The sequence below is a fragment of the Paenibacillus sp. VMFN-D1 genome (assembly GCF_003386155.1).
In the GTDB taxonomy this organism is placed as follows: domain Bacteria; phylum Bacillota; class Bacilli; order Paenibacillales; family Paenibacillaceae; genus Paenibacillus_AQ; species Paenibacillus_AQ favisporus.
In genome coordinates this window covers 1,336,426-1,359,613 of the sequence record NZ_QRDU01000001.1, presented here as the reverse complement: position 1 = coordinate 1,359,613, position 23,188 = coordinate 1,336,426, and the positions used below count along the sequence as shown (strand labels likewise).

The window sequence follows — 23,188 nt, the reverse complement described above, 5'->3', positions numbered from 1 at the left end:
CTTGACGCAGAGGATGCTGAAACAGACAAGTAAATAAGTCCACTACGGAAACCGCAGGATGCATGACATCAATGTCATATCTTGCGGTTTGTTTTATATAATTCGCTCTGCTGCTGATATAGAGTTAGCCATCAGGGCTCTGGAGCGGATTTTTTCTACTTATAATAAAGCAAGCGGGTAGCGTAAGCATTGCGGTATTCCGATGGGGTCAGACCTGTTTTTTTCTTGAATGCTTTCATGAACGAATGGCTGTTTGAAAATCCCAATTGGTTGGCGATTTCGGTAATCTTCCGATTCGTATCCGTTAGCAGAAACTTGGCCGCCTCCATCTTTTCCTGCATGATGTACTGCTTTAAGGAAATGCCCGCTATGGAAGAAAACAAGCCCGTCAAGTATTTGGCGTTATACCCGAAATGCTTGGCGAGATGTTCAACCTTCAAATTTTCTTCCTTGTACCACTTAATGTAATCCACAATGTCATTGTACAGCTGCTGTTTCTCTGGCTTGGCGGGTTGATTCTGAACGAAAAACATCTGATTGTAAATCTCACACAAGACACCAGTTGTCAAGTAATTGTTCAAGTTTGGTTCTCGGTAGCTCCTGACGGAATCCTGCAATTGCTTGAGCATGACGGTCAGTTTGTTGGGGCTGCGCAAGGTGCCGTACTCAGGAATCGCGATGACCTCAGGATCTAAGGCTTGCTCAAGTTCATCGGCAGTGATGCTTTCCGTTTCCCCGCGCGCCGAGAAATGCAGCCAGTAAAAACTACAGTCCGACGCCTGATACCCATATTGATGCGATCGAGGCGGCATCAGCAGGAATTCCCCTTCTCTCAAGGCAAATTTCTTCGCATTGCATGAAATGTACAATGTTCCGCGAGTCTGGATAAACAGCTCATACTCCATTAAGATCCGGTTCATATGCTGCCACTCCGGGGACGGAGACATAAATTTCCCGGTCATCACCATTTTCACCGGGCCATCCACCCGGAAGCGAAAATAATTCATCGTCAGTCTCTCCCTTGCGATCAAACCTTTATACACTAATCGTATGAATAAGATACCAAACTTGGTGAGGTTTATCCATGATATTTTCAAGTAAATCTAAAAATCATGCTGAAGCAGATGTAAGCATAAACTGCTGACATTTTGACACAAAAACCGACCTTCTATTATTTAACGAAAAGTGAGGAAAAGGTACACTTGATGTACTCTCCACTGAAGGAGAAACTTGGTACAGAAAGGACCGATCGGGGAAATGAGATTACACGATTTTGGTTTGAATCAGGTCGTGCTGACTGGAGATTATCTTGTGAATGCCTTTACAAAAGAGGTCGATTATTTATTAAGCTACGATCCAAATCGCCTGCTGGCCGGATTCCGGGAAGTTGCGGGACTGCCGTCCACAGCCGAGACTTACCCTGGCTGGGAAAAAACAGAGATTCGCGGCCACACCATGGGACACTATCTGTCAGCATGCGCGCAGGCCTATGCCCAGAGCCGGAACGACAGGATCCTCGCGAATTTAGAGTATCTTGTATCCGAATTGGCCGGTTGCCAGCTGCAAAACGGGTATTTGTCGGCATTTCCCGAAACGCTGTTCGATAACGTGGAAAATCGGATACCGGCTTGGGTGCCGTGGTACACCATGCACAAGATCATCGCCGGACTCATCGACGTTTATCAATCGACCCGAATACAAGCCGCTTATGACCTCGTCAATAAACTGGGCGATTGGGTAGCGGATCGGACTTTACGGTGGTCCAAAGAACTGCAATCAACCGTGCTGGCTGTGGAATACGGTGGAATGAACGATTGCCTGTACAACTTGTATCAATTGACCGGAAATCCCCGCCATGCGGAAGCCGCCCATCAATTTGATGAAATCAGCCTGTTCGAGGCCATTTGGGAAGGCAAAGATATATTGAAGGGCAAGCACGCCAATACAATGATCCCCAAATTTATAGGAGCCCTGAACCGATATTTAACACTGGGAGAAAGCGAAGTTTTTTATCGAGAGGCTGCCGAGAGATTCTGGGACATGGTCGTATACCACCACAGCTACATAACAGGAGGCAACAGCGAGTCCGAGCATTTCGGAGAGCCTGATCTGCTCGATGCTAGACGGTCCGATATCACTTGCGAAACCTGCAATAGCTACAATATGTTGAAGCTGACACGGGAATTATTCAAACTCACCCAGGATGTGAAATACGCTGATTTTTACGAGACAACATATATCAACGCTATCCTTTCCTCCCAAAACCCGGACACAGGCATGACGATGTATTTTCAGCCGATGGCAACCGGTTATTTCAAGGTGTACAGCTCCCCGTTCGAGCATTTCTGGTGCTGCACCGGCACCGGCATGGAGAGCTTCACCAAATTGAACGACAGCCTTTATTTTCACTCGGGTGACCGGTTGTATATCAATCAATTTATAAGCAGTACAGTGGATTGGGCGGAGCAGCAGGTGAAGATCATACAAAGCTCTGACCTTCCATTCAGCGATACGGTTCAAGTGACTTTTGAGCTGTCCGATACCAGCAAGAAGGAACGGCGCTTGTCCGTTCGTATCCGCATTCCTTATTGGACCGCAGGCGAACCAACCATATCCCTGAACGGAGCGAACATTCAACCGGAAGTCAGGGATGGTTATGCAATCATTGATCGGTTATGGAAAGATGGCGACTCGTTACATATCCGCATCCCGATGAAAGCCGATTACTCCAGTTTGCCTGATGCACCCAATGTGGTGGGATTTCGTTATGGTCCGGTCGTTCTCAGTGCCGGGTTGGGTCAAGAAGATTTGGTTGAATCGAAAACAGGGGTTAACGTCAGTATCCCTACCCGGCGAATGCTCATAAAAGATTTCGTCATCCCGCAAGGCATGAGCGTTCAGGAATGGTTTGCCGGCTTCGACCGGCATTTCATCCAAAAAGACGGCGAGCTTTCCTTTGTGCTCCGAAATACGGATGAAGACAACCGATTGGTCTTTACCCCACACTTCAAGCAGCATAGCGAGAGATACGGCATCTATTGGAGGTTCGTTGAAGCCGATTCGAACAGCCTGCACGAACACTTGGAGAAATCTCAGCAAGAACAGCTGATCAGGGAAGCCACGATCGACGGTATCCAGATTGGAAACGACCAATATGAGCTGCAGCATCAAGTCAAGGGTGAACGGACCCATGCCGGAACTTGGGAAGGCCTGAATGGGAGAAGAGCGGAACCAGGCGGGTGGTTCAGCTATGAATTAAAGGTAGACCCGGAAGCAAAGAACGGTCTCTCGGTTACTTTCAGTTATGGGTCCAGAGCCGGGAGCATCGAGATTCGGGTTGACGGAAAACAGCTTGCTACAGAATCGGTTCCGTTAGAAAGAAGACGGGCTTTTTATGACAAAATGTTTGAAATCCCTGCCGAAATGACCGCAGGCAAAGCAGCGGTTGAGGTAAAGTTCTCCCCGATCCAGAATTTAAACGGCATCTATGGTATGTTACGGTCTGTGAAGCTGTGACATGCTAAATTTACCTGCTAATGTTTACAACGAATGACCTGAAAAGCCTTCCTCTTGGGAGGCTTTTCATACATATCACCAGCATCATGAAATAGATCATCTCATTGAACAACTTCCTCCGGGGATATAAAAAAGCCATGAAATTCAAGGCGCTTGAATTTCATGGCAGCTTAGAAATCATTTTATCTTCTAGCGTTGAATCCGATAAAAGCTTTTGTGTTGAAATCGAACACGGCAGTCAACGGCCCAAGCAGCTCGTCTTGATCCGTGTTGTAAGTCACCGTCACAACGCTTCCGTTCTCAGCTTGGACATCTTCAAGCAATTTCTTCTGCTCGGCCGTAGTAGCTAATACGCCAACCTCTTTAGAGGAAACAATTTGAACAGGTGCCTCGTCTCGCTTTGTCGTAATATGGGATGCTTGCGCACTCACCTGCGCCCAAGCCAAGTTGCGGTATTCCTGTGCTGTCTCCGGCGACATTTTCAGTCCGCCTGCAACAGGTGTTTGAGCCTGCACAACTAGAAGGAAAAGCGGGCTTTGTGGAGGAAGGCTTTGCATCATGAGTGGGCCGTAGTACGCTGTTACTTTCGTTCCGGCCTTCAGGTCCTCCCAATTCAAGGACTCCCCTTGGGATGTCATAACACGCGTTTCCTTACCTGCGTTCAAAACCAAATTGTCACCTAATTGAACCTGCCAGCCGTCTTCCGTGTGTTTCACGGCTTTGATAGTATCTTCTTTGACGACGCGATTTGCATGAACTTTAACAGTAACGGCCTGCGCTTGGCCCGGGAAGCTCATCGCCATAGCTGGTCCGAACTCTGCATCGATTTGTGTCCCGGCTTTCAAATCGGCTGGGGTTAGCATTTTGCCGTCCAGACTTTTAATCACCGTCGATTTGTCCACAGTCAATATGACCCATGTACTGCCGAGCAGCTCGATTCGGTACTTCCCGTTTTCATTCGCCTGCACGTTTACGATTACACCGGAAGCACGCATCAGGTCAACCGCTTCGCCGAGTTCAATTTCTTTGCTCGCTTCATCGTAATTTAATGTATATCCAAGCTTGGCCGCAGCATCACGGACCGGGATATACAGTTTACCATCAATAGATACAGGCGTAAGCATGCTGTCTTGTCCATTAATAAGAACCTTTGTATCTTTTTGAAGGTAACCTGTAACCTTTTCAACGAAAGCGTCAGCTTCGACTGCGGCCGTTGTACCGAGTATCCCTGCCAAAGTGAATAATACCGTTAGTTTAGTTCGTTTCTTGTTCATAAAAGGCTCCTTCCGATCCCGAGATGGATGACGTCAATCATATTATCAATCCATCAGACGGAAATCGGATCGATTAGGTTGCAGCCATTTGAAAGAGAATCATCCTATGTATAAATAATGTTGTACGTCGGTTTGGTAATTCCATTAGAGTACTGTTTCATGTCCACTAACTTCAAGTTAAGACGTGGCTTTACGCTTCCGAAGAGAGGAACACCTTCACCCACAATAATTGGATTAACCTTCAGCACTAATTGATCAATGAGTTTATGTTTAATCAACGACCCCGCTAATTCCCCGCCTCCACATAGCCAAATTTTACCATTAATCTGTTGTTTGAGTTTCTTAATAAACTCTATTGCATCACCTTGGATAAGTTCGACCTCTTCGTTTGACTCAAATTGCATGGATTTAGAAAATATGTAGTGTTTAATGCCCTTATACCCCGGTTCACCTGGTTTAGCACCGAATTGAAATCCAAACTCATATGTTTTTCCACCCATCAATACGGCATCGTATTGTTGAATATCTGTTAAAAAGTCTGGAACATGATCCCCATCAAATAAAAAGCTTGACTCATGAATATCTCCATCCATCATACCTTGATCCGCAATAAAGTTATCTAATGAAACTGCAACATGATAAATCAGTTCAGCCATTCAGTCATCCCTCCCAAAAAATATGTTCCTTATTTATTCTACTTGCCGGTTTCATTTCCTTGTTCTTTTCCGCTGTCACAATCCATGTATTTCAAAAATTGATGTATGGCTTTGTTCGGGGATTCGGAACTTTGGAAATATCTTCGGTCGTTCGTTCCCATGTTTAGATATGTTCATCCTGTTCATCCTTGGCATCGTCGGGAAACTCGCTGATTAGCGACCGTACTGTGCCGCAAAAAAACGTTCAATCATTAGTTTCGTTTCGCGGGGACTTCTCAACAGAACTGAATTTCCATTTTCATCAAAAGTAAAATGCCCCTTAAATGCTTCCGGCATAGCATCATATTGTTTCTCGACTTGTTGAAGTGCTTTTTCAAAACAGGGATACCCGTATTTTTTAATGAGGAGAGGCAGCCCGAAGGCGGATCTTAAAAACTCATATTCCTGGTAGTTATAGGGAGTAGTCTCCGGCCGCTTCATCAAAATTTTAAGGAAATGATCGATGACCTTGTCGATCTCTTCTTCTGTGGCATAATGCGCTAATCCGTGGATGGCGAGCAGTCTCATATCTAAATACCGTTCCTTCTTATAGGCTTTCTGAAAAAAATCTTTCAGCTCCAATTCCTTACACCGGATTAAACCATACAAAATTTTATTGCGCAGAGCGATATTTTTCAGTTTAAAATACAGCAGCTCTATGAAATCTGCTTCATTTGCTGTTAACAACTCATAGTCTACTTCACTTATTGCTCCGATAAATTTCGGATCATTTTCACGAAAGGGTGCAGTCGTTAAGTACCTAAGCGATTCTTGATGAAGCTGTTGATTTAAAGACATGGCGCCATCACTCCTTTTATAAACTTTGCACAGCAAAATCCCTGAGTTGATGCTTCAGTAATTGCGCGCTGCATCGAACCAGCGTTGAGCCATTTCTTCCGTGATAGGCTGGCCAATCTGGTGATCGGACTGGCTGAGCTGCCATACTGCTTCACCAAGGTCTTCTCTCTCAGTCGTTTCTATGCCTTTAAGGGTATTGAAGCGCACGGTGAAGGCGGTAATGACTGCCTCGGCATCGGCGAAGCTGCATGCCTGCGATAAGCTTGCCTGTGTAACGTTGTAAGCTTCGTTAGCCACCTTGGCCAGACGTTTAGGCCAGGACGAGAAAGGGCGCCCGAACTCGGTCGACCACCACTCGGGCTTTCGCAGTTGGCTTACTGAAGCATGGCCGCTCCACGGCCGGGTTTTCGCGCGGGCTTTCATTTGCTGCTTCAGACGTTTACCCGTGAGCTCTTCCACGTTATATGCGATAAATCTATCAAGCAACGGCCACGTGTCTAACGGGGGCAGGTCTTCCAGATCCGGCATGAAACGCAGCTCCAGATTCGTTAACCGGGCCTGACGGGCCAACACGTCCATATCGCAGAAGTTCCCCCATAAACTCAGTGAATGTAGGTTCGGAAAGCGGTTCAGACACTCCAGCGAGACCGGCTGTCCCATCGGCTTATTCTGTAACGCCAGGCTGTTCACCTGATGCAGCTCACCTAGGTCAGGCATCAAGAAAGGGGGATCATTCTTGCGTCTACTTGTATGCGGCGCTAGTGTCAGAGATGATGGGATGTTTCCAGTGGTTGAGAGACGTGATAGATCGCCGGACACGTTCAAGCGGCAAGGCGTTATCGGAAGTGTTAGGATCAGGCACCCTCCGGACGGATCCAACTCAATGTGCAAGCCATGCAAAATGGATTGGCTGGCATCCGCCACCGTGTCTGCCGGCAGGATTGGGGCCCATGTCATTTCTTCAATGGGACGCTTCTGTGCCCAATCCAAGAAGCCTGCGTCACTGCCTGTATAGTGCAGATAACGCGGCCAAGGCGAGCCGGCTGGCGTAGCAAAAGCATCGAATACGGTCCAATCGATATGCGCGTCAGGCTCGACGTGAAGATCTGCCTTTTTCCCCAAGTACGAAGGGCCAATGGACAGGCTCCCCACCCCGGGTCGAATCACAAGGGTGTGGCTGCAAAGACCTGTCAGGTCAATGGGATAGCGGCCATCTTCTCTAATTGAACCAACGGGAAGACGAGCTTGGTTATCGTTCGGCATCTCTATCATCCTTTCTCATAAACCCTACTTCTCGCATAAACGGTTTGGGGTTGGCTCTCCAAATTGTATCATTTCGATCCAAATTCCCCCAACCATTATTTATGGTACGGTTCAGCTCGAAGGTTCAATAATGCTATCCGGCGGACCGAATCAAGGGCGCGTTTGCACCAAAAGAAAACCACTCCTTTGCCAGGGGTGGCTTTGTCCTTTCCATTTTCATTACAACAACGTTCTTTATTTTATTGTCTCATTCCTCCACGATGGCAACCGGCCGGGCCCAGCCGCCGCTTGCCTTTTCGACCTTAATCGGGAAGCAGCATACTTTGAAGCCATACGGTTTCGGTATTTTGTCCAAGTTGGCCAGCTTTTCAATCTGGCAATATTCCTTGTCCTTGCCTACGTAATGCGCTGCCCACAGCACGCCTTCCCGCGGCTGCTTTTTATACGCTTCAGCCTGCAGGTTGAGAGGAATATCCCAGCCCCAGCCGTCAGTGCCGACTACCTTGATGCCTTGGTCCAGAAGCCACAGCGTAGCTTCGGCCGATACCCCGGCATGAAGAAAAGCATAATGCTCGTGATACAGCCGTTTGTCTGCATCGCTCCGAATGAGAACGATATCAAAAGGTTTCAGGGTATACTCGATCCGTTTCAGCTCGGCGATCAGGTCATCCGTTGTAATCTCGTAACCCGGCGGTTTCGCACTGAAATCGAGCACCACGCCGTCAGAATAAAACCATTCGAGCGGCAGTTCGTCAATCGTCCTTGCTTGCTTCCCTTCCGAGACCGGCCAGTAGTGCCATGGCGCGTCGATATGGGTACCCGAATGCGTATTCAGCGTCACCATTTCCGTTGCCCACGCCTTACTCTCTGGAAAATCCTCCTGCTTCAGTCCAAGTATCCCGGCCGCTTGCCGCGCACCATCTTCATGGGTCGCATATTCGATCTTCGCCGGCAGCGGCTCGCGGATACGCGGACTAATCGGCACGCTCAAATCAATAAGCTTCATGGTGGTTTTCTCTCCCCTCTCTCCTCGAATCAACCACATTATACTAAATTGTACATATAGCCGATAGGCCAACGTGGCGTTTTGTGCCATCCCTATTTTATGATAACCAAAATGACTCCAGATCGTTGTTATTTCTTGGTAAACACAACTTATGATAATCTATTGGTAACAGAGTTTTCCAAAATAATGTGTCGTTCATTGTTCCGTAAAAAAGGCTCATCTCGTAACTACCTGCATCACTTTGCAAATGAATTTTGACCAAAGGATTTAATGGAGGGAATAGAAAATGGATGTAAGGACACTTTTGTTACAGCAATGGGCAAGCTGCTTGGATCAAGAAGACTGGTTTCCACCACTTGAAAAAGTGCTAGAGGATGTTACGTTTGAACAGGCAATTTGGAAACCCGTTGATTCAATGAATTCCATTTGGGAATTAGTTTGTCATTTACTTTTCTATGAAAAGAGACTTCTGATGCGATTTCTTGGTGAGACAGACAATGAACCACAGGCCGAAGATAATAAATCTACATTTCGATTACCAGCTGAAACGCTCCAAAATTGGAAGGAAACAAAACAAGAATACGTTTACGTTCATCGCGAACTTGAAAAAATACTAGCAAAATCAGAAGAAGAAGATTTGTATAGACCGATCCCGGGAGAAAGATCATTGGTGCTCGAACTAAAGAGTTTAGCAATGCACGACGCTTATCATATTGGGCAAATTGTATTCTTAAGTAAAATGCAGGGAGCTTTGGCAGGTAAACGCAGCTTTTAATGATTAAAAACGGGAGCGTCCAAAATCCGACGTTCCCGTTTTTAATAGCTGAACAAGTGTCCCTAGTCAGTCTTGCCATTACTGCAATTTGTCGTAATGCTCATCCATAACGGGTTCCAACCATTCCGGTTTACCTGCAGTGATGGCAATATGTTCAAACCAGCTGTCTTTTGCTGCACCATACCAGTGTTTTACACCATCATGCGTAACAACAACATCACCGGCTTTCAGGAACTGGGCAGCCTTTCCTTCTTCCTGGTACCAGCCTTCGCCTCCGGTTACCAATAGAATCTGATACCCATCGCGATGGATATGCCAGTTATTCCGGCATCCCGGTTCAAAGGTTACGTTGCCAACGCCAACAGGAACGCTGGGATCGGCAACCAACGTCTGCAGGTAACTTTGTCCGACAAAATATTTGGCAAATCCTTCGTTCTTTTCTCCCACAGGGAAAATTACGCCCTTTTTTACCTCTTCATGTTTGGCCACTTGGGTTCCTCCATTAAACATTATTAGAATTCGTATCCTCGTTCGACAATTTGAATGTTTCGTTAACCATTGGTTTTGTCTCCTTTACTATTCCGGAATGATCTCATTGATGCAGCTCAAAGCATTTAACGTTCTAGGGAATCCCATATAAGGAAGACAATGCGTGATGGCGGTAATCATCGTTTTCTTGTCATTGCCGACATTTAGATTCCCTTGTACATGTGCCTTGACCTGATGATCGGCACCCCCGAGTGCGCTTATGATGCTGAGCGTCAGCAGCTCCCGTGTTTTCAAATCCAGGCCTCCTCGGGTATAGAAGTCGCCAAAGCAAAAGGCGGAAAGATAATCCTGAATATGCTTTTGATTGATCGGGGAATTCTCCCGGTTTTTGGTAATGATGTCGCCGAAAATGTCCACCTGCACGGCAAGTCCCTTGTCCAACCGAGTCTCTTCTTCAACCTGTTGTTGACTCTCCAGCGGCAATGCGATATTTCTTGCTTTGAAAACGTCGTTGACCTCCGTCATGGCATTCAGCGTTTTGGGAAAACCAACGTAAGGCGCGCATTGGTACACGGCTTCCTTGATTTCGATCGGCGTAAGTCGGACGTTCAGGGCGGCATGGACATGAGCTTTGAGCTGAGGCAAGGTTTGGTTTGTGGTTAGCACCACCAAGGTGATGAGCTCCCTCATTTTGTCATCCAGGCTGCCTTGATGAAAGACCTCCCCGAAAATAAACCGGCTCAAAATATCCTGAAAATCGGGATCCGTGGCATATGCTGCAGGCACTCCATCGCCGAATAGCTGCTTGTACGTTTCTTGGCTTTTCTCAATTCGATTCATCATAGCCTCCTGTCCATGGGACAAATTCAAACAAGCCGTTATGATTAATGTACGGTAAGCGGCACAACCTTCACTGTGGCTGAACGGGCTCGCGTACTGATCATTGAGTTCAGATAAGGACTTCCCTTGTATTTCGCACGATATGCATTGTCGATGAGGTCGGAGATCTCCCCTTCAACCGGTTCAAACGCAACCTCCTTCGTCATGCCAGCCACCGTGATGCGGCCCGCCTTCTGCTGTACCGCTGCCTGGTACCAACGGGAGTTCTGCCCGTAATAGGCGCGTACATAGAGTGAGTCCCCAACCACAACAGACCAAATCCAGGTCGGGGTACCATAGGTAACGCTGTCTTCCCGGAAAGGTGAGATGTGAAGATCATCGGACTCAGCGATCCTGCTCAATTCTTCATTCGACCACGTACTCATGAATGGGATCCTCCTTAAAACTTGATATTAAGCATGCACAAAGAATGAACTACTGCAGCTCAAAATGAACATTGATTGTTTAATCAACTCGTGTTTATAATTTTATACAGAACCCCCATGCTTACAATGGTCATTTCCTCTCAATGTGTGTGTTACTCAACAAATGATCCAAAATTGCCGATTATCTTAAGATGGAGGACGTTATAAAAATGACTAAAGTGGATCGAAGGGTCGTCAAATCCCAAGAAGCCATCAAGAAGGCCATTCTTGAACTGATGGCAGAAAAAAACTTTGATGACATTACCATCCGTGATATTTCCGACAGGGCCAATGTGAATCGAGGTACGGTATATCTGCACTATTTGGATAAATACGACCTGCTGGATAAAATTATCGAAGAACACATCAGTAATCTCAGCGAACTTTGCCGATCTGCATCCGAAATGAGCTTCCAGGAAGGAAATTATGTCTGGTTCGAATATTTTGCAGAGCATCATTTGTTTTTTTCAATCATGCTGAACACCAAAAGCGCGGCTCATTTCCGCAGCCGTTTCCTTGATTTAGTTGTTCAAGAGTATAAAGTTGAAGTCGATGTAACCGAAGGGAAAAATCAAGGCTTAAATCAAGAAGTTATCCTGCAATTTTTCGGGGCAGCCGTTGTGGGGGCCGTGGAATGGTGGTTCAGGAATGGAATGCCTGTTCCTCCTCGTGTCATGGCAGAACAGACAGGGATCTTGCTGGATCGAAATTTTTAATCTCTGAATAACAAAACCACCTGTAGCTCATATAGAAATATATGAATTACAGGTGGTTTTCTATTAATAAGTCGAGGCGAAGTTACTCCCAATTTTGTTGTTCTTATGAACATCTTCCGTTCCGGCATCCAGCGCGGTCTTGTAATAAAAGCATTTATGTTCGATGACTTCCATCGTTTTTTTAAGTTCTTCCATCTGCGCCTCTACAGCAGCTTTCCGTTCCAGAAACATATCATATCTTTGTTTCAGAGTCGTATCCCCTTCTGAACACCAACTAATAAAATTTTTAATTTCCTTAATCGGCATCCCGGTGGTTTTCAAACATTCGATTACTTTTAAAGCCTCGATATCGGATTCTTTAAACAAGCGTGTTCCGCTGGCTGTCCGTTCTACAAAGGGCAAAAGTCCCTCTTTGTCGTAGTAACGCAATGTATATATAGTAAGGTTCAATTGCTTGGCGGCTTCGCTGATTGAAAATGTCTTCAACAGGGATCTTCCTTTCTTTGCGATATAGACCTCGAGCTAATCCTAAAGCTACGAGAACATATTAACATAAAATCAGGGCTTGACCTAGAGTTAACTCTAGGGAATAAAATTGGTTTTGCAACATTTGAACAACTATTGATAGGAGGATTTCGAGATGATTACTGCTAAAGCAAGAGCTGTCGACGGTCCGGACAAACCGTTTCGAGCAGCTGAAATTAAACGGCGCGATCTGGATTCGCAGGATATTTTAATTGAAATCAAATTTGCGGGAATATGCCATTCCGACATCCATACGGCTCACGGCGAATGGGGACCTGTCAACTATCCGCTTGTGCCTGGACACGAGATTGCGGGAATTGTTACGGCTGTTGGCCCTAATGTCACAAAATACAAGGTCGGAGACCGTGTAGGGGTTGGCTGTATGGTTGATTCCTGTGGCGAATGCGAGAACTGCCGTAAAGGGGAAGAACAATACTGCCTCAAAGGAAATGTCCCGACCTACGCTGGTGTTGACAAATACGGCGAGCCAACTCAAGGTGGTTATTCCACCCACATTGTCGTCACGGAGGATTTCGTAGTTAGAATCCCCGACAACATCGAGCTTGATGCCGCGGCACCGTTGCTTTGCGCGGGTATTACAACCTATTCCCCGCTAAATCACTGGAAGGCCGGCCCAGGCAAAAAAGTAGCTGTCGTCGGTATGGGCGGCCTCGGGCATATGGCTGTCCAAATTGCGCATGCGATGGGTGCCGAGGTCACGGTTTTGTCCCAAACCTTAAGTAAAAAAGAAGATGGCTTGCAATTGGGTGCAGACAACTACTACGCCACTAGAGATCCGGAAACCTTCGAAAAACTCGCCGGCCGCTTTGATCTGATTATTAACACGGTGAGTGCCAGCATCAATATGGATGCTTATTTCTCACTACTAACGCTTGACGGAACTTTGGTAAACGTCGGTGCCCCAGGGGAGCCTTTGTCGCTGAATGTCATGTCCCTCATCGGACATCGGCGTTCATTTGCGGGCTCCATGATTGGAGGCATCCGCGAGACACAGGAAATGTTGGACTTCTGCGCACAGCACAGCATCGTTCCTAAGATTGAAGTGATCTCGGCCGACCAGATTGACGAAGCCTACAAACGTGTATTAGCTTCGGATGTGAAATACAGATTCGTCATTGATATTAGCACGATGTAAGCTGCGTACCAACATTTGTTCCATAAGTGATGACATGCTGAAGGTGCCTCAAAAGCAAGCTTTTGGGCACCTTCGTTTTATTCTATGATCTTTATTCCACTTCCTTATTCCTCATCAAAATAAACGGTTTTTCCCGTTTCTGCGGATATATACACCGCCTCTAATATTTGCGATACAACCATCGCTTCCCTCGGTTTAACCAAAGGTTCGGTATCGTGTACGATACTGTCAATCCATTGCTTCGCTTCATACTCGAAATCGGTCATTGCTTCTCCGCTGAATCGTTCTCTTGCATTCGGATTCACATCGATTTTATTCAGGAACAGGCTCCCATCCCGCTCGCCATTGATCCGCAGCTCATTTTTAGCAAAATCCGCTCCTCCCTTCGTTCCGCACAGCAGGTTGCCGCCACTTTCCGCAATGTTCAGGGCCCAGCTGGTTTCAATGATGACCGTCGCTCCATTTTTAAATTTCACATACCCGAACGCCGAATCTTCTACCTCGAATTCGTTTGGATCCCAGGATCCCCATTCGTTTGCGGCATTTTCGGTATATTTCAGTTTATGGAAGACGCTGCCGACGACACTAACCGGTTCATAGTTATCCATCAACCACAGGATCAGATCAAGGGAATGGGTTCCAATATCAATCATAGGACCGCCTCCCTGCTTCTCTTTATTCAGGAACACACCCCATGTAGGTACGCCTCTCCTCCGGGTCGCAACCGCTTTGGCAAAATAGATATCTCCAAGTTCCCCATTGGTGATCATCTTTTTTAACAGCTGGCTTCTGGCGTTGGAGCGATTCTGGTACCCGACGGTTAGCTTCTTGCCTGTTCGCAAGTGGGCTTCGTACATCGCTTTGGCCTCCGCGCCTGTGACTGCCATCGGTTTTTCGCACATGACATGTTTGCCGCATTCGAGAGCATCAATAGATATGGACGCGTGAGAGCTGTTCGGTGTCAATACATGTACGACCTCAATATCCTCCATCGCAAGCAGATCTTTGTAATTTGTAAACACCTTTGCATCTGGCGTGCCGTATTTTTGCGCCGCTTCCTCGGCCCTTTCCGGCTTCAAGTCGCAGAAGGCCACCATCTGTACATGATCTAACTTGGACAAACACGGCATATGCTTCCCGCCAGCGATCATGCCGCAGCCGATGATTCCTACTTTTACAGTTCTCATCTGAATTCCCTCCCCCACGCTATTTGAACTCTACCGTCCGGTTTTCCTTATGAGCGGTGTATGCCGCCTCCAATAGCTCCGTCAATTTTGTCCCCTCTTCCAGTCCGAAGGGCATCGGCTTGTCATATAGCAATGCATCTGCCCATTGGATGATCGGAAGCGGCTGCTCTTTAGGGAGTTGGTTCGGTGAAATCCATCCGGAGAAAGGCAAATCGAGCTTCTTCGAGATGACTCTAACGGTATCATCTGAGATCATCAAGGTGCCCTCTGTGCCGTAAATCTCAAGGGCGGAAGGAGTTTTGTACGTAACAAGGCTTGTTTCGACAAGTGCAACCGCATTGTTTACGAACTCAATAGAGCACTGCGCATTATCTTCCACTGCACGATGGGTGAAGTAATGAAACATGGAGGTGATTCTTTTGGGCTTACCGAGCAGCATACTTGCGATGTACATCGGATGACAGCCCAAATCCATCATGGCTCCGCCCCCGGTTTGCTTCTCATCATACCAGTATTCCGGCAGCCAATTGTTTAAAGCACCGTCGTGTCCGTTACGAATGCGTAAAAGCGTAATGTCCCCTAATATATGGTCGTCGATCAATTGTTTAGCGAACAATTGGTGCGGTCTTGTAAGAGCAGGAAATGAAATGCAAAACTTGACGTCTGCTTTGCATACCGCTGCAGAGATCCGATCGCATTCCTGGGTGGTAAGAGCCATGGCTTTTTCGGTAAAAATGTGTTTGCCGGCCTCAGCGGCTGCTACCATAACATCTGCGTGCATGCTTGTAGGGGCATCCACGACGACGCCATCGACGTCTTCCCTTTTCAGCAGAGTATCCAAATCCGCTTCAAAATCCGCTCCCAATTGGGCAGCCCATTCGCTTCCACGTTCAGGCTGTTCGTCCCATACGGCCGTGATCTTAACGTTTCCATGATTTTGCAGCCTTCTGGCGTAATCCGCTGCATGCACATGCCATTTGCTTAACATCGCAACGTTCAACATGCTTTTCCCCTCCGTAATCGGTTAATGGTCGTCGTATGCGTTTGAGCATTCGTTAGAAAGTGAATTGGGATGGCAGTAACGCCACCCCAAAATGGTTCATGATATAGATTGAACGATCTAGAACCCTACATCATCTCTTTCCGCAGCTTTTTGAGCTACGAACTCCGCCATTTCATCCACGCCCGCGGCCTTATATTTTTCTTGAACACTATGAAGAAGATTTAGAGCTTCTTCATCTGACGACGCAAACAGCGCTTTCTTAAATTCGTCATCGAAATTCAAGCTGCTGGTTTTACTGATAAAATCCTGGTATTTGGGCCATTCTCTTGCAAGGTAGCTGGCGCTTACTTTGTCTATGATTTTGATAGGCATTTTTGCCGAGAAGCTCTCCTCCAACTTTTGCCACTGCGTTTTTTGATCTTCGGGCGTTGGCCAAGTGACTTCATTGGAGAATGCCCCGATGAATCTTCCTGGAAGAAAATTGAGCCCTGCGTCTCTCTTCAGATCCGGGTTTTCATCGAATTGTTTTTTCACATCCGGAATCCATTGGGGTATCCCGTTTTCCATGGTATAGTGCGTTCCTTCGATCCCGAAATAAGCAAGCAGTCGGCCTTCCTCACTGTTGACATAATCGATGTACCGCAATGCCGCATCGGGATCTTTGATGTTCGCGCTCAAGAAAAGGACAGGGAAACCGGAACGGCCGGGTTTTTCAACTTGCGTTCGAATGTCTCCGTTCTTATTCTTCATCGGGCCGAGCAGTTCATATTGCATTTCTGGATTCGTCTTATACAGCGTTTTTTGTAAATCAGCTAACATCGGTTGGGCACCGAATACAGCCATCTTGCCCGTCGTGAGCTTTTCATTCGCTGTGGTACTCGTATTGCTGAAGGCTTCAAGATCAAACAATCCTTCTTTTAACAGCTTTCTCATGTATAACAACTTGGCTTCATAATCCTTGGATTGCGTCCAGTGAATCAGTTTTCCATCCACTTCACGGAAGTCCGAAATCGAATAATCCGACCATCCGGCAAGGAACTGCCCGTAATCCCATCCATTCCACATCGTTCCGGCCGGGATGACCGGCTTCCCGCCAATATCTTTGAAACCGCCATCTCTGATCTTGACCAATAGATCATACAGTTCATCCTGCGTATCAATATCCTCCGCTTTTACATTTAGAGCTTTCAGGATATCTCCCCTGGCAAAAAGGCCGTAATTCCAATTATGAATGCTCTCTGGGGTTCCGTCCGGGGTCTCCGTAGGAATGAGATACGTCTTGCCTCCAAAATCGGGACTGTTGAGATCGAACTCGGCAAAATCCTTCGCAATCCCGGTCGTCACCAGTCTTTTAATATTCGGGTATTTATCAAGATAAGGGGTTAAATCCAGAAGCTGTCCTTCCATGGCTGCCTTCTTGATGACCTGCCCTTCTCCTCCTGTAGTAGACCAGAACGGTGCATTAACAATATCCGGAACCGTACCCGAAGCGAAGATCGTATTCAGTTTCTCTACTTCGCTTGTTGTGATGGATTCGAGATTTAACGTGACCCCGGTTTTTTCCCTGATTTTTTGGGCTACGGGATTATTTTTCTGATCCTGCGGGAAACCGGCTCCCCCGCCGTTCCAAGCACTGAGGAAAGTCAAGGTTACCGGCTTTATTTCTTCAGAACCTGACTTGTTTGGACCCGGGTCAACCGTGCCTGCCCCCTCTTCTTTGCCTGTTCCCGTACATGCCGTCATGGTCACTAACAGCAGTAAAGCGATTAGTGTCATCGCAAGAACGCTCCTACGCCGCCTGTTCTTCCTCATCCTACAATCCCCTTCCATTGGAAGTTTATATATAAAAGGCTTAGCCTTTTATACCAACTACTCCTTAAGCGAACCTACCAATACGCCTTTGACGAAATATTTCTGAAGGAATGGATACACACAGATGATCGGGGTCGTGATAATAATGACGAAGGTCATCCGCAACGCTTCCGGCGTTACACCCCGCAGCTCCATCTGAGACTGGGTCATGTTTTGAATCGCAGATCCGCTGTTTCCCGACGACGACGTCATCGATTGGAAAGACGCTTCGCTGATCATCTTGTTCAGGAACGTAGCCGCAGGCTGCAGTTTTTCATTCTGTATGAAAAATTGACCGGTAAACCAGTCATTCCACACGCCGACCCCGACAAACAAGGCAATGGTAGCAAGCACCGGCATCGAAAGAGGAAGTATGATTCTTGCAAATACCGCCAACTCACTTGCTCCGTCGATTCGGGCCGATTCCGACAGACCTTCCGGGATCCCGTCGAAGAAGGTTTTCATAATAATCGCATTGAAAAAGTTATACAGGGACGGCAGTACCAACACCCAGAACGTATTCAGGATGTGCAATTCCCGGTACAGGATAAAGGTCGGAATGAGGCCTCCGCTGAACAACGTGGTGAAGAAAAAGAAGAATACGATATATTTTCTTCCGGGCAGCCCTTTTCGCGACAGGGCGTAGGCTAATAACGCCGTCAAAAATACGGAGCCAACCGTTACGATCAGGGTTCGGGAAATGGAAATATAAAACGAATTTAAGATTAAGGGATTGCTAAAAGCTTTCGCATAGTTTTCTAATGTAAACACTCTAGGAAAAAGATAGATTCCGCCCTTCATCGCGTCGTAGCCGTCATTGAAAGAAAGGGCCAGAAAATAGATAAATGGATAGAGTGCCGTAGCGCAGAATAAAAGCAGCACCGAATAGTTCAGCGTCGCATACATTTTATCTGCCGGCGTCAGCCTTCTCTCCCCCATACACACACCTCCTCAATCTTCAGCGCCAGCTGATTACCACAACGATACGTCACTCACACGTTTGGATACTTTGTTGACAACCACGATGAGAAGCAGCGAGATCGCAGACTTAAATAAACCAATGGCCGTGGAATAGGCTAATTGCCCTTGCTGCAGGCCCGTTTTTAAGACATACGTGTCCAATATCTCCGAGACGCTTAATGTTGCGGGGGACTGCATCAGCCAGATTTGGTCAAAACCCGCATTCAATATTCCGCTGAGGGAGAATATGAGCAATATGCCGATCGTTGGCGTAAGGGATGGAAGCGTGATCTTAAACAGTTTGCTCCACCGGCCTGCCCCGTCGATTTCGGCTGCCTCATACAAGTGCGGATCGATATTCGTTAACGCGGCTAAATAAATGATCGAACCCCAGCCTACACCTTTCCATATATCGGAAATGATGACCAACGGATAGAACAATTCCGGCTTCCCCATAAAAAAGATCGGATCCAACCCCATCTGGTACCGGATATCATTGATGAGACCTACGTTCGGAGAAAGTATTTTTTGAAGTAAAGTAACGACGACGACCCACGAAACGAAGTGCGGCAGATAGGAAATCGTTTGAAAAACCCTTTTGATTTTTTTGTGCATGATTCCATTAAGCATCAAGGCCAGGACCAATGGAGCCGGAAATCCGAAAATCAGCTTAAGGGCACTAATGGACAACGTATTTCGGAGTACATCGTAAAAGCTGGAATCGTTTAAAAACTGCTCGAAATATTTAAAGCCTGCCCACGGACTCCCCAAGATCCCCAGATTGAATTTGTAATCTTTGAACGCGATCAGAATGCCGTACATCGGATAGTAGGCAAAAATCAGAAACCATAGGATCGCAGGAAGAATAAATAAGTATATATATCTAAATTGCCATATTTTAACTAATTTTCGGTTCTTTTTAAGTCTTTCATATCTAGGGATAACAGCACCTTTGGGTACCATTCTCCGAACACCTCCTGCATCTTCGTCGTATCAGGCTTTATATCGCATGGATTTCACACATTCCGGTCTCACATTTGCGTAAGGCATATCGCACGGTTTCCCCTCCTTTATTGCAAGCGGTTTCATTTGTATGATTCAAATATATTCAATATGGTGTAGGAATCATTCCATAATTTCTTCATTCGCATAAAAGTTATCTTCAAGTCAGACAAAAGGAGATGTTCCCGTCGTCTCGCCAATCACCAATTCCGGCTCCACGAGGGTTTTAATGTATTTTCCGGGTTGGCCGTCATCACTGTTTATGACCTCAAGCAGCGTGTTTGCCGCCCGGTAGCCCATATCTCGTTCAAACTGTTTAACATGTGTGAATGTGCTGTATCCTTCGATGATGGAAGTCGGATCGTCAAAACTGATGATGGATATGTCCTCAGGCACCTTCAAACCGGCTTGACGTGCCATCTGATGGATTTTCACGCCAAGACTTCCGTTTAGCGTAATATAGGCCGTTGCCATTCGATTTTGGATATATCGGTACAGAGGATGTGCTTCAGCTTGCTCAAGACTTCCGATTTCAAAACCGGTTACGATGTGGGCCGGGTTGATGAGGGATCCCTTTTCCTTTAAGGCATTCATATATCCATCGATCCGCTCTTGAACGGTAACGGTTTGTATAGGCGAATCAGAGCATATGGCGATTTCACGATGCCCCAGATCCCATAAGTAATTGACAGCAAGGTTAGCGCCAAGCCTACCGTCTGATGCGATATAATGAGTTTCCACCCCTGGAAGGTAACGGTCGATGAGAACAAACGGAAATCCCGCAAATTTCATGCTTAATATTTCTTCATTGAATAATTCCTCATCAACGGGGAAAATCAGCAGCCCTTCCACACCAATTTTACTGCATGTCTGGATCGCCTCTTTTTCCTTCTCAATGCTGCCCTCCGATAAATAGATCACGAAACGGTAGTCGTTTTCATTTAGTGCTTGCTGAATCCCCTGGACAAGTCTAATGGTAAAATAATCATAAATGCTGGGCATAATCAGACCGATCAGCCTCGTCTGCATTTCTCCGCTGGTTTGATTGGTTTGCTGTACCGCACTTTTAGGAGATGTCGTCGGAATTTCATATTCCGGATCGCTTACAAAGGACCCTTTACCGGGCACTCTTGTAATGATTCGTTCGTTAACCAAACCGGACAAGGCATGCACGACAGTAATTTTGCTTACTCCGAAACGCTCCATAAGTTCCTTTTCCGTAGGGATACGGTCTCCAATCTTCAATACCTCGGACGTGACCAAATCACGTATATACTCTTGAACCATCTGATACAAAGGTATTCTGTCCACTGAGTTCATCCGAATCACCACATTTCATATCAATATATTCAATATATAAAATACGAATGATGAGACCATTTTATTCCATGTCCGTTCTTTGTTGGATACACAAATAGCAGGCTCCCGATATTTCGGAAGCCTGCTGGTTCATCGATCTGCTTGTTAAGTTAAACCAAATCGTCATCAATGATTTATTTCAATTTAGCGACGGATACGGCTACCTTCTCCAATTGCGCGTTCGAGAGGGAATGATCCTGCGAGTAGAGCGTAACAAATCGGTCATCGAGTTTAAAAGTCAGCATCGCGGTATCGCTTGGTGTATACCATTTAGCCTGCACCCCATTGGAGAGCGTGACATTTTTACCATTATATTCGAAAGCGTAGTCCCGTGGCGATACTTCTACGCTCATGTGCTTAAACGTAAACTTGACCGAATCCCCACCAGCAGCTACTTTCTGGTAACTATCGTTTTTTACCGCCTGCATTGGCGCATAAGCCGTAGTGAAGCCGTCGAATTTCGCGAATTCTTTCTTGATCGCCTGAATTTGAGAAGTCGAATAAGTAACAGCCACAAGATCGGATTCTGTATGGTTTCCTGTATTCCCATTGCTAGAAGGTGTACCGATGGTGATGACACCGGTACGGCTATTATAATCAACCGATGCCTTCAATGCCTCGGACAGGGCACGAACCGGAAGATAAGTCGAGTCGTTGTATACGATTGGAGCCAATTTGTTCCCTTTTCCATCCGTCGGTACAAACGTTTTTCCATCGATTTTGAAACTGATGTTGTGATTGAGGTAGGCGGAAATTTTCTGCAAGTTGGCACCGGCGTAGACGCCTGCCGCTCCGGAAACGGTCATTCCTACGACAAGTGCAGCCATAATGGTTCCTTTTACACGATTTTTCATAATTATTCTCTCCCTTGTTGTTTTATTGCCGAAGCAAACGCGATATCTTACTTTGGTAGAACTCAAACCTTCTTCATATCCCCGTTTATCTTGTTTAAGGCGGGGGTTCCTTATGTACCTAACTATAGAGCGACTTTATCTCCAAACTATCTCCGAATTGTATCCGACTTGTAAACATTTTGGTCGAAATCAAGAGAACTTAAAAAGGCCGCCATGCGGCAGCCTCCTTGCAACTTGAATATATTCTCGGCTTATTCTGAAGCTTTAAAGGGACCATCCGGATTGCTTGATCAGGTCCGTGACAAGCTCATCATCGAAAACGATTCCGAAACCGGGGGTCGCCGGAATATGAATCTCTCCGTTTTCGATTCGATAGCCTGATACATCCATGCCTTCAATCGTAATGTCGTCATATTCCACAAATTCGAAGTTTTGCACCGCTGCTGACAAATGCCCCGACGCGTAAATCCCGTAAGCATTGCCGTAACAATGAGGCGCGGACCGCAAACCATGGGCATCCAGCTTTTCGCCTAATTCCATCCAATGCATGAAACCCGGCGAGATGATATCGTACTGCAGCACGTCGACACATCCGCGAATCGCCCACTCCACGAGATGCGGTGAGGCAAGCCCTTCCCCGTCCGCGATGAGCACATTCTGCCCGCGTTGCCGGAGCCATTGCTTCAGGTCCTCGTACAAGGCTTCATCCTCATGAAAGGCTTCTTCCAGCCAATACAGGTTCACATCCGTCAAAGCTGCCAATACCTCTTTGGTTAAGTTCAAATTATACGCATTATTTGCATCGATCATAATTTTGCCTGTGGGACCCGCCACTTCTGCAATCCCGCGTACGATCGCAATATCCCGTTTCGTCCCTTCCCAAAGCGGCATATGGCGTCCGCCTCGGCCAACCTTAATCTTAAAATGACGCTGGCCCTTCGCAAAGCCTTGTGTCGCTTCTTCTTGCATCAATACGACGGCTGCCTTCTCATCGGAAAGATGCAAATCGTCGAAGTATAGAGAGGTGTCATAACATGGGACAACGAATGGGACTCCCCTTTCCAAGTTGGCACCCGATACCAAGTCATATACTGGTTTGCCTTGTCTCTGTCCTAACCAATCTAATAGCGGATATTCCAATGGCAAGCGATACGCTTCGCGCAGTCTACCGCTATCATCAAATAAGTCAAGCAATCTGCGGCCTATGATGCCTTCGGCCCACTCCGGCGTCATATGGATCGAGCTGCCGTAACCCGTTTGTCCATCGATCGTAATTCTGGCGATATCGACTGTACAGCTTTGGCCATGAATGCCGATTCTGCCATTGGCCCCGGCGCTTCTGGATCGTTCTCCCCTTAACTTGGCGAATTCGATTTTTTCCACAATCCAATCCGATTGTATCCCCGTAATATTCATAGGATCCCCCTCCTTCATCAACTCGGCAGTTTCATTTCC

At 46.7% G+C, this 23,188-nt stretch carries 22 protein-coding genes; 4 read left to right on the top strand and 18 right to left on the bottom strand.

Annotated features, from left to right (window positions below; translation table 11 throughout):
• Nucleotides 1–155: 155 nt before the first annotated feature.
• Complete coding sequence (locus tag C7820_RS06400) at nt 156–1,007, bottom strand: AraC family transcriptional regulator (protein ID WP_116230225.1); 852 nt, start codon at nt 1,005–1,007, stop codon at nt 156–158.
• Between the two features lie 223 nt (nt 1,008–1,230).
• On the opposite strand from C7820_RS06400, the gene C7820_RS06395 reads away from it, so the two are divergent.
• Nucleotides 1,231–3,516 carry a glycoside hydrolase family 127 protein gene (locus C7820_RS06395; RefSeq protein ID WP_258875135.1) on the top strand — a complete coding sequence of 762 codons (2,286 nt, stop codon included), beginning with the start codon at nt 1,231–1,233 and terminating at the stop codon, nt 3,514–3,516.
• A gap of 182 nt (nt 3,517–3,698) precedes the next feature.
• On the opposite strand, the gene C7820_RS06390 is transcribed toward C7820_RS06395, so the two are convergent.
• From C7820_RS06390 to C7820_RS06370, 5 genes are all read right to left on the bottom strand, one after another.
• Nucleotides 3,699–4,790 (bottom strand): stalk domain-containing protein, encoded by a 1,092-nt coding sequence (locus C7820_RS06390; RefSeq protein ID WP_116230224.1) that lies wholly within the window; start codon nt 4,788–4,790, stop codon nt 3,699–3,701.
• A gap of 104 nt (nt 4,791–4,894) precedes the next feature.
• Nucleotides 4,895–5,446, bottom strand: coding sequence for a dihydrofolate reductase family protein (locus C7820_RS06385; RefSeq protein WP_116230223.1), 552 nt, complete (start codon nt 5,444–5,446; stop codon nt 4,895–4,897).
• A 213-nt stretch (nt 5,447–5,659) separates the two neighbouring features.
• Nucleotides 5,660–6,283 (bottom strand): hypothetical protein, encoded by a 624-nt coding sequence (locus C7820_RS33775; RefSeq protein WP_258875134.1) that lies wholly within the window; start codon nt 6,281–6,283, stop codon nt 5,660–5,662.
• A 54-nt stretch (nt 6,284–6,337) separates the two neighbouring features.
• Nucleotides 6,338–7,546, bottom strand: a complete 1,209-nt coding sequence (locus C7820_RS06375) for a hypothetical protein (RefSeq protein ID WP_116230222.1) — start codon at nt 7,544–7,546, stop codon at nt 6,338–6,340.
• A gap of 247 nt (nt 7,547–7,793) precedes the next feature.
• Nucleotides 7,794–8,552 (bottom strand): cyclase family protein, encoded by a 759-nt coding sequence (locus C7820_RS06370; protein ID WP_116230221.1) that lies wholly within the window; start codon nt 8,550–8,552, stop codon nt 7,794–7,796.
• Between the two features lie 286 nt (nt 8,553–8,838).
• Here C7820_RS06370 and C7820_RS06365 point away from each other — a divergent pair, with 286 nt between their 5' ends.
• Nucleotides 8,839–9,327 (top strand): DinB family protein, encoded by a 489-nt coding sequence (locus C7820_RS06365; protein WP_116230220.1) that lies wholly within the window; start codon nt 8,839–8,841, stop codon nt 9,325–9,327.
• 78 nt (nt 9,328–9,405) lie between these two features.
• Here C7820_RS06365 and C7820_RS06360 read toward each other — a convergent pair whose 3' ends face one another.
• The 3 genes from C7820_RS06360 to C7820_RS06350 form a co-directional block, all read right to left on the bottom strand.
• Nucleotides 9,406–9,816 (bottom strand): cupin domain-containing protein, encoded by a 411-nt coding sequence (locus tag C7820_RS06360; RefSeq protein ID WP_116230219.1) that lies wholly within the window; start codon nt 9,814–9,816, stop codon nt 9,406–9,408.
• A gap of 87 nt (nt 9,817–9,903) precedes the next feature.
• Nucleotides 9,904–10,659 carry a carboxymuconolactone decarboxylase family protein gene (locus C7820_RS06355; RefSeq protein ID WP_258875133.1) on the bottom strand — a complete coding sequence of 252 codons (756 nt, stop codon included), beginning with the start codon at nt 10,657–10,659 and terminating at the stop codon, nt 9,904–9,906.
• A gap of 41 nt (nt 10,660–10,700) precedes the next feature.
• A complete protein-coding gene (locus C7820_RS06350) occupies nt 10,701–11,081 on the bottom strand; it encodes a DUF2255 family protein (RefSeq protein WP_116230217.1) in 381 nt (126 codons plus the stop codon).
• Between the two features lie 209 nt (nt 11,082–11,290).
• On the opposite strand from C7820_RS06350, the gene C7820_RS06345 reads away from it, so the two are divergent.
• A complete protein-coding gene (locus C7820_RS06345; RefSeq protein ID WP_116230216.1) occupies nt 11,291–11,836 on the top strand; it encodes a TetR/AcrR family transcriptional regulator in 546 nt (181 codons plus the stop codon).
• 63 nt (nt 11,837–11,899) lie between these two features.
• Here C7820_RS06345 and C7820_RS06340 read toward each other — a convergent pair whose 3' ends face one another.
• Nucleotides 11,900–12,322, bottom strand: a complete 423-nt coding sequence (locus C7820_RS06340; RefSeq protein WP_116230215.1) for a MerR family transcriptional regulator — start codon at nt 12,320–12,322, stop codon at nt 11,900–11,902.
• A 154-nt stretch (nt 12,323–12,476) separates the two neighbouring features.
• Between C7820_RS06340 and C7820_RS06335 the strand changes: the two genes are divergently transcribed.
• Nucleotides 12,477–13,517, top strand: coding sequence for an NAD(P)-dependent alcohol dehydrogenase (locus C7820_RS06335; RefSeq protein WP_116230214.1), 1,041 nt, complete (start codon nt 12,477–12,479; stop codon nt 13,515–13,517).
• A gap of 104 nt (nt 13,518–13,621) precedes the next feature.
• Here C7820_RS06335 and C7820_RS06330 read toward each other — a convergent pair whose 3' ends face one another.
• The 8 genes from C7820_RS06330 to C7820_RS06295 all read right to left on the bottom strand — a co-directional run bounded on the left by C7820_RS06330 (nt 13,622) and on the right by C7820_RS06295 (nt 23,149).
• Complete coding sequence (locus C7820_RS06330; RefSeq protein WP_116230213.1) at nt 13,622–14,704, bottom strand: Gfo/Idh/MocA family protein; 1,083 nt, start codon at nt 14,702–14,704, stop codon at nt 13,622–13,624.
• Between the two features lie 19 nt (nt 14,705–14,723).
• Complete coding sequence (locus C7820_RS06325) at nt 14,724–15,707, bottom strand: Gfo/Idh/MocA family protein (protein ID WP_116230212.1); 984 nt, start codon at nt 15,705–15,707, stop codon at nt 14,724–14,726.
• A gap of 117 nt (nt 15,708–15,824) precedes the next feature.
• Nucleotides 15,825–17,483 carry an extracellular solute-binding protein gene (locus C7820_RS06320; protein ID WP_116230211.1) on the bottom strand — a complete coding sequence of 553 codons (1,659 nt, stop codon included), beginning with the start codon at nt 17,481–17,483 and terminating at the stop codon, nt 15,825–15,827.
• A 93-nt stretch (nt 17,484–17,576) separates the two neighbouring features.
• Entirely contained in the window at nt 17,577–18,497 is a 921-nt protein-coding gene (locus C7820_RS06315) for a carbohydrate ABC transporter permease (protein WP_116230210.1), read from the bottom strand.
• Between the two features lie 33 nt (nt 18,498–18,530).
• Entirely contained in the window at nt 18,531–19,481 is a 951-nt protein-coding gene (locus C7820_RS06310) for an ABC transporter permease (protein ID WP_116230209.1), read from the bottom strand.
• Nucleotides 19,482–19,685: 204 nt separating this feature from the next.
• Nucleotides 19,686–20,840: a GntR family transcriptional regulator gene (locus C7820_RS06305; RefSeq protein ID WP_116230208.1), complete on the bottom strand. Its 1,155-nt coding sequence runs from the start codon at nt 20,838–20,840 to the stop codon at nt 19,686–19,688.
• A 173-nt stretch (nt 20,841–21,013) separates the two neighbouring features.
• The gene (locus C7820_RS06300) at nt 21,014–21,733 is read right to left on the bottom strand and encodes a stalk domain-containing protein (RefSeq protein ID WP_116230207.1); all 720 of its coding nucleotides are present in this window, start codon (nt 21,731–21,733) and stop codon (nt 21,014–21,016) included.
• 264 nt (nt 21,734–21,997) lie between these two features.
• Entirely contained in the window at nt 21,998–23,149 is a 1,152-nt protein-coding gene (locus C7820_RS06295; protein ID WP_116230206.1) for an enolase C-terminal domain-like protein, read from the bottom strand.
• Between the last annotated feature and the right edge of the window lie 39 nt (nt 23,150–23,188).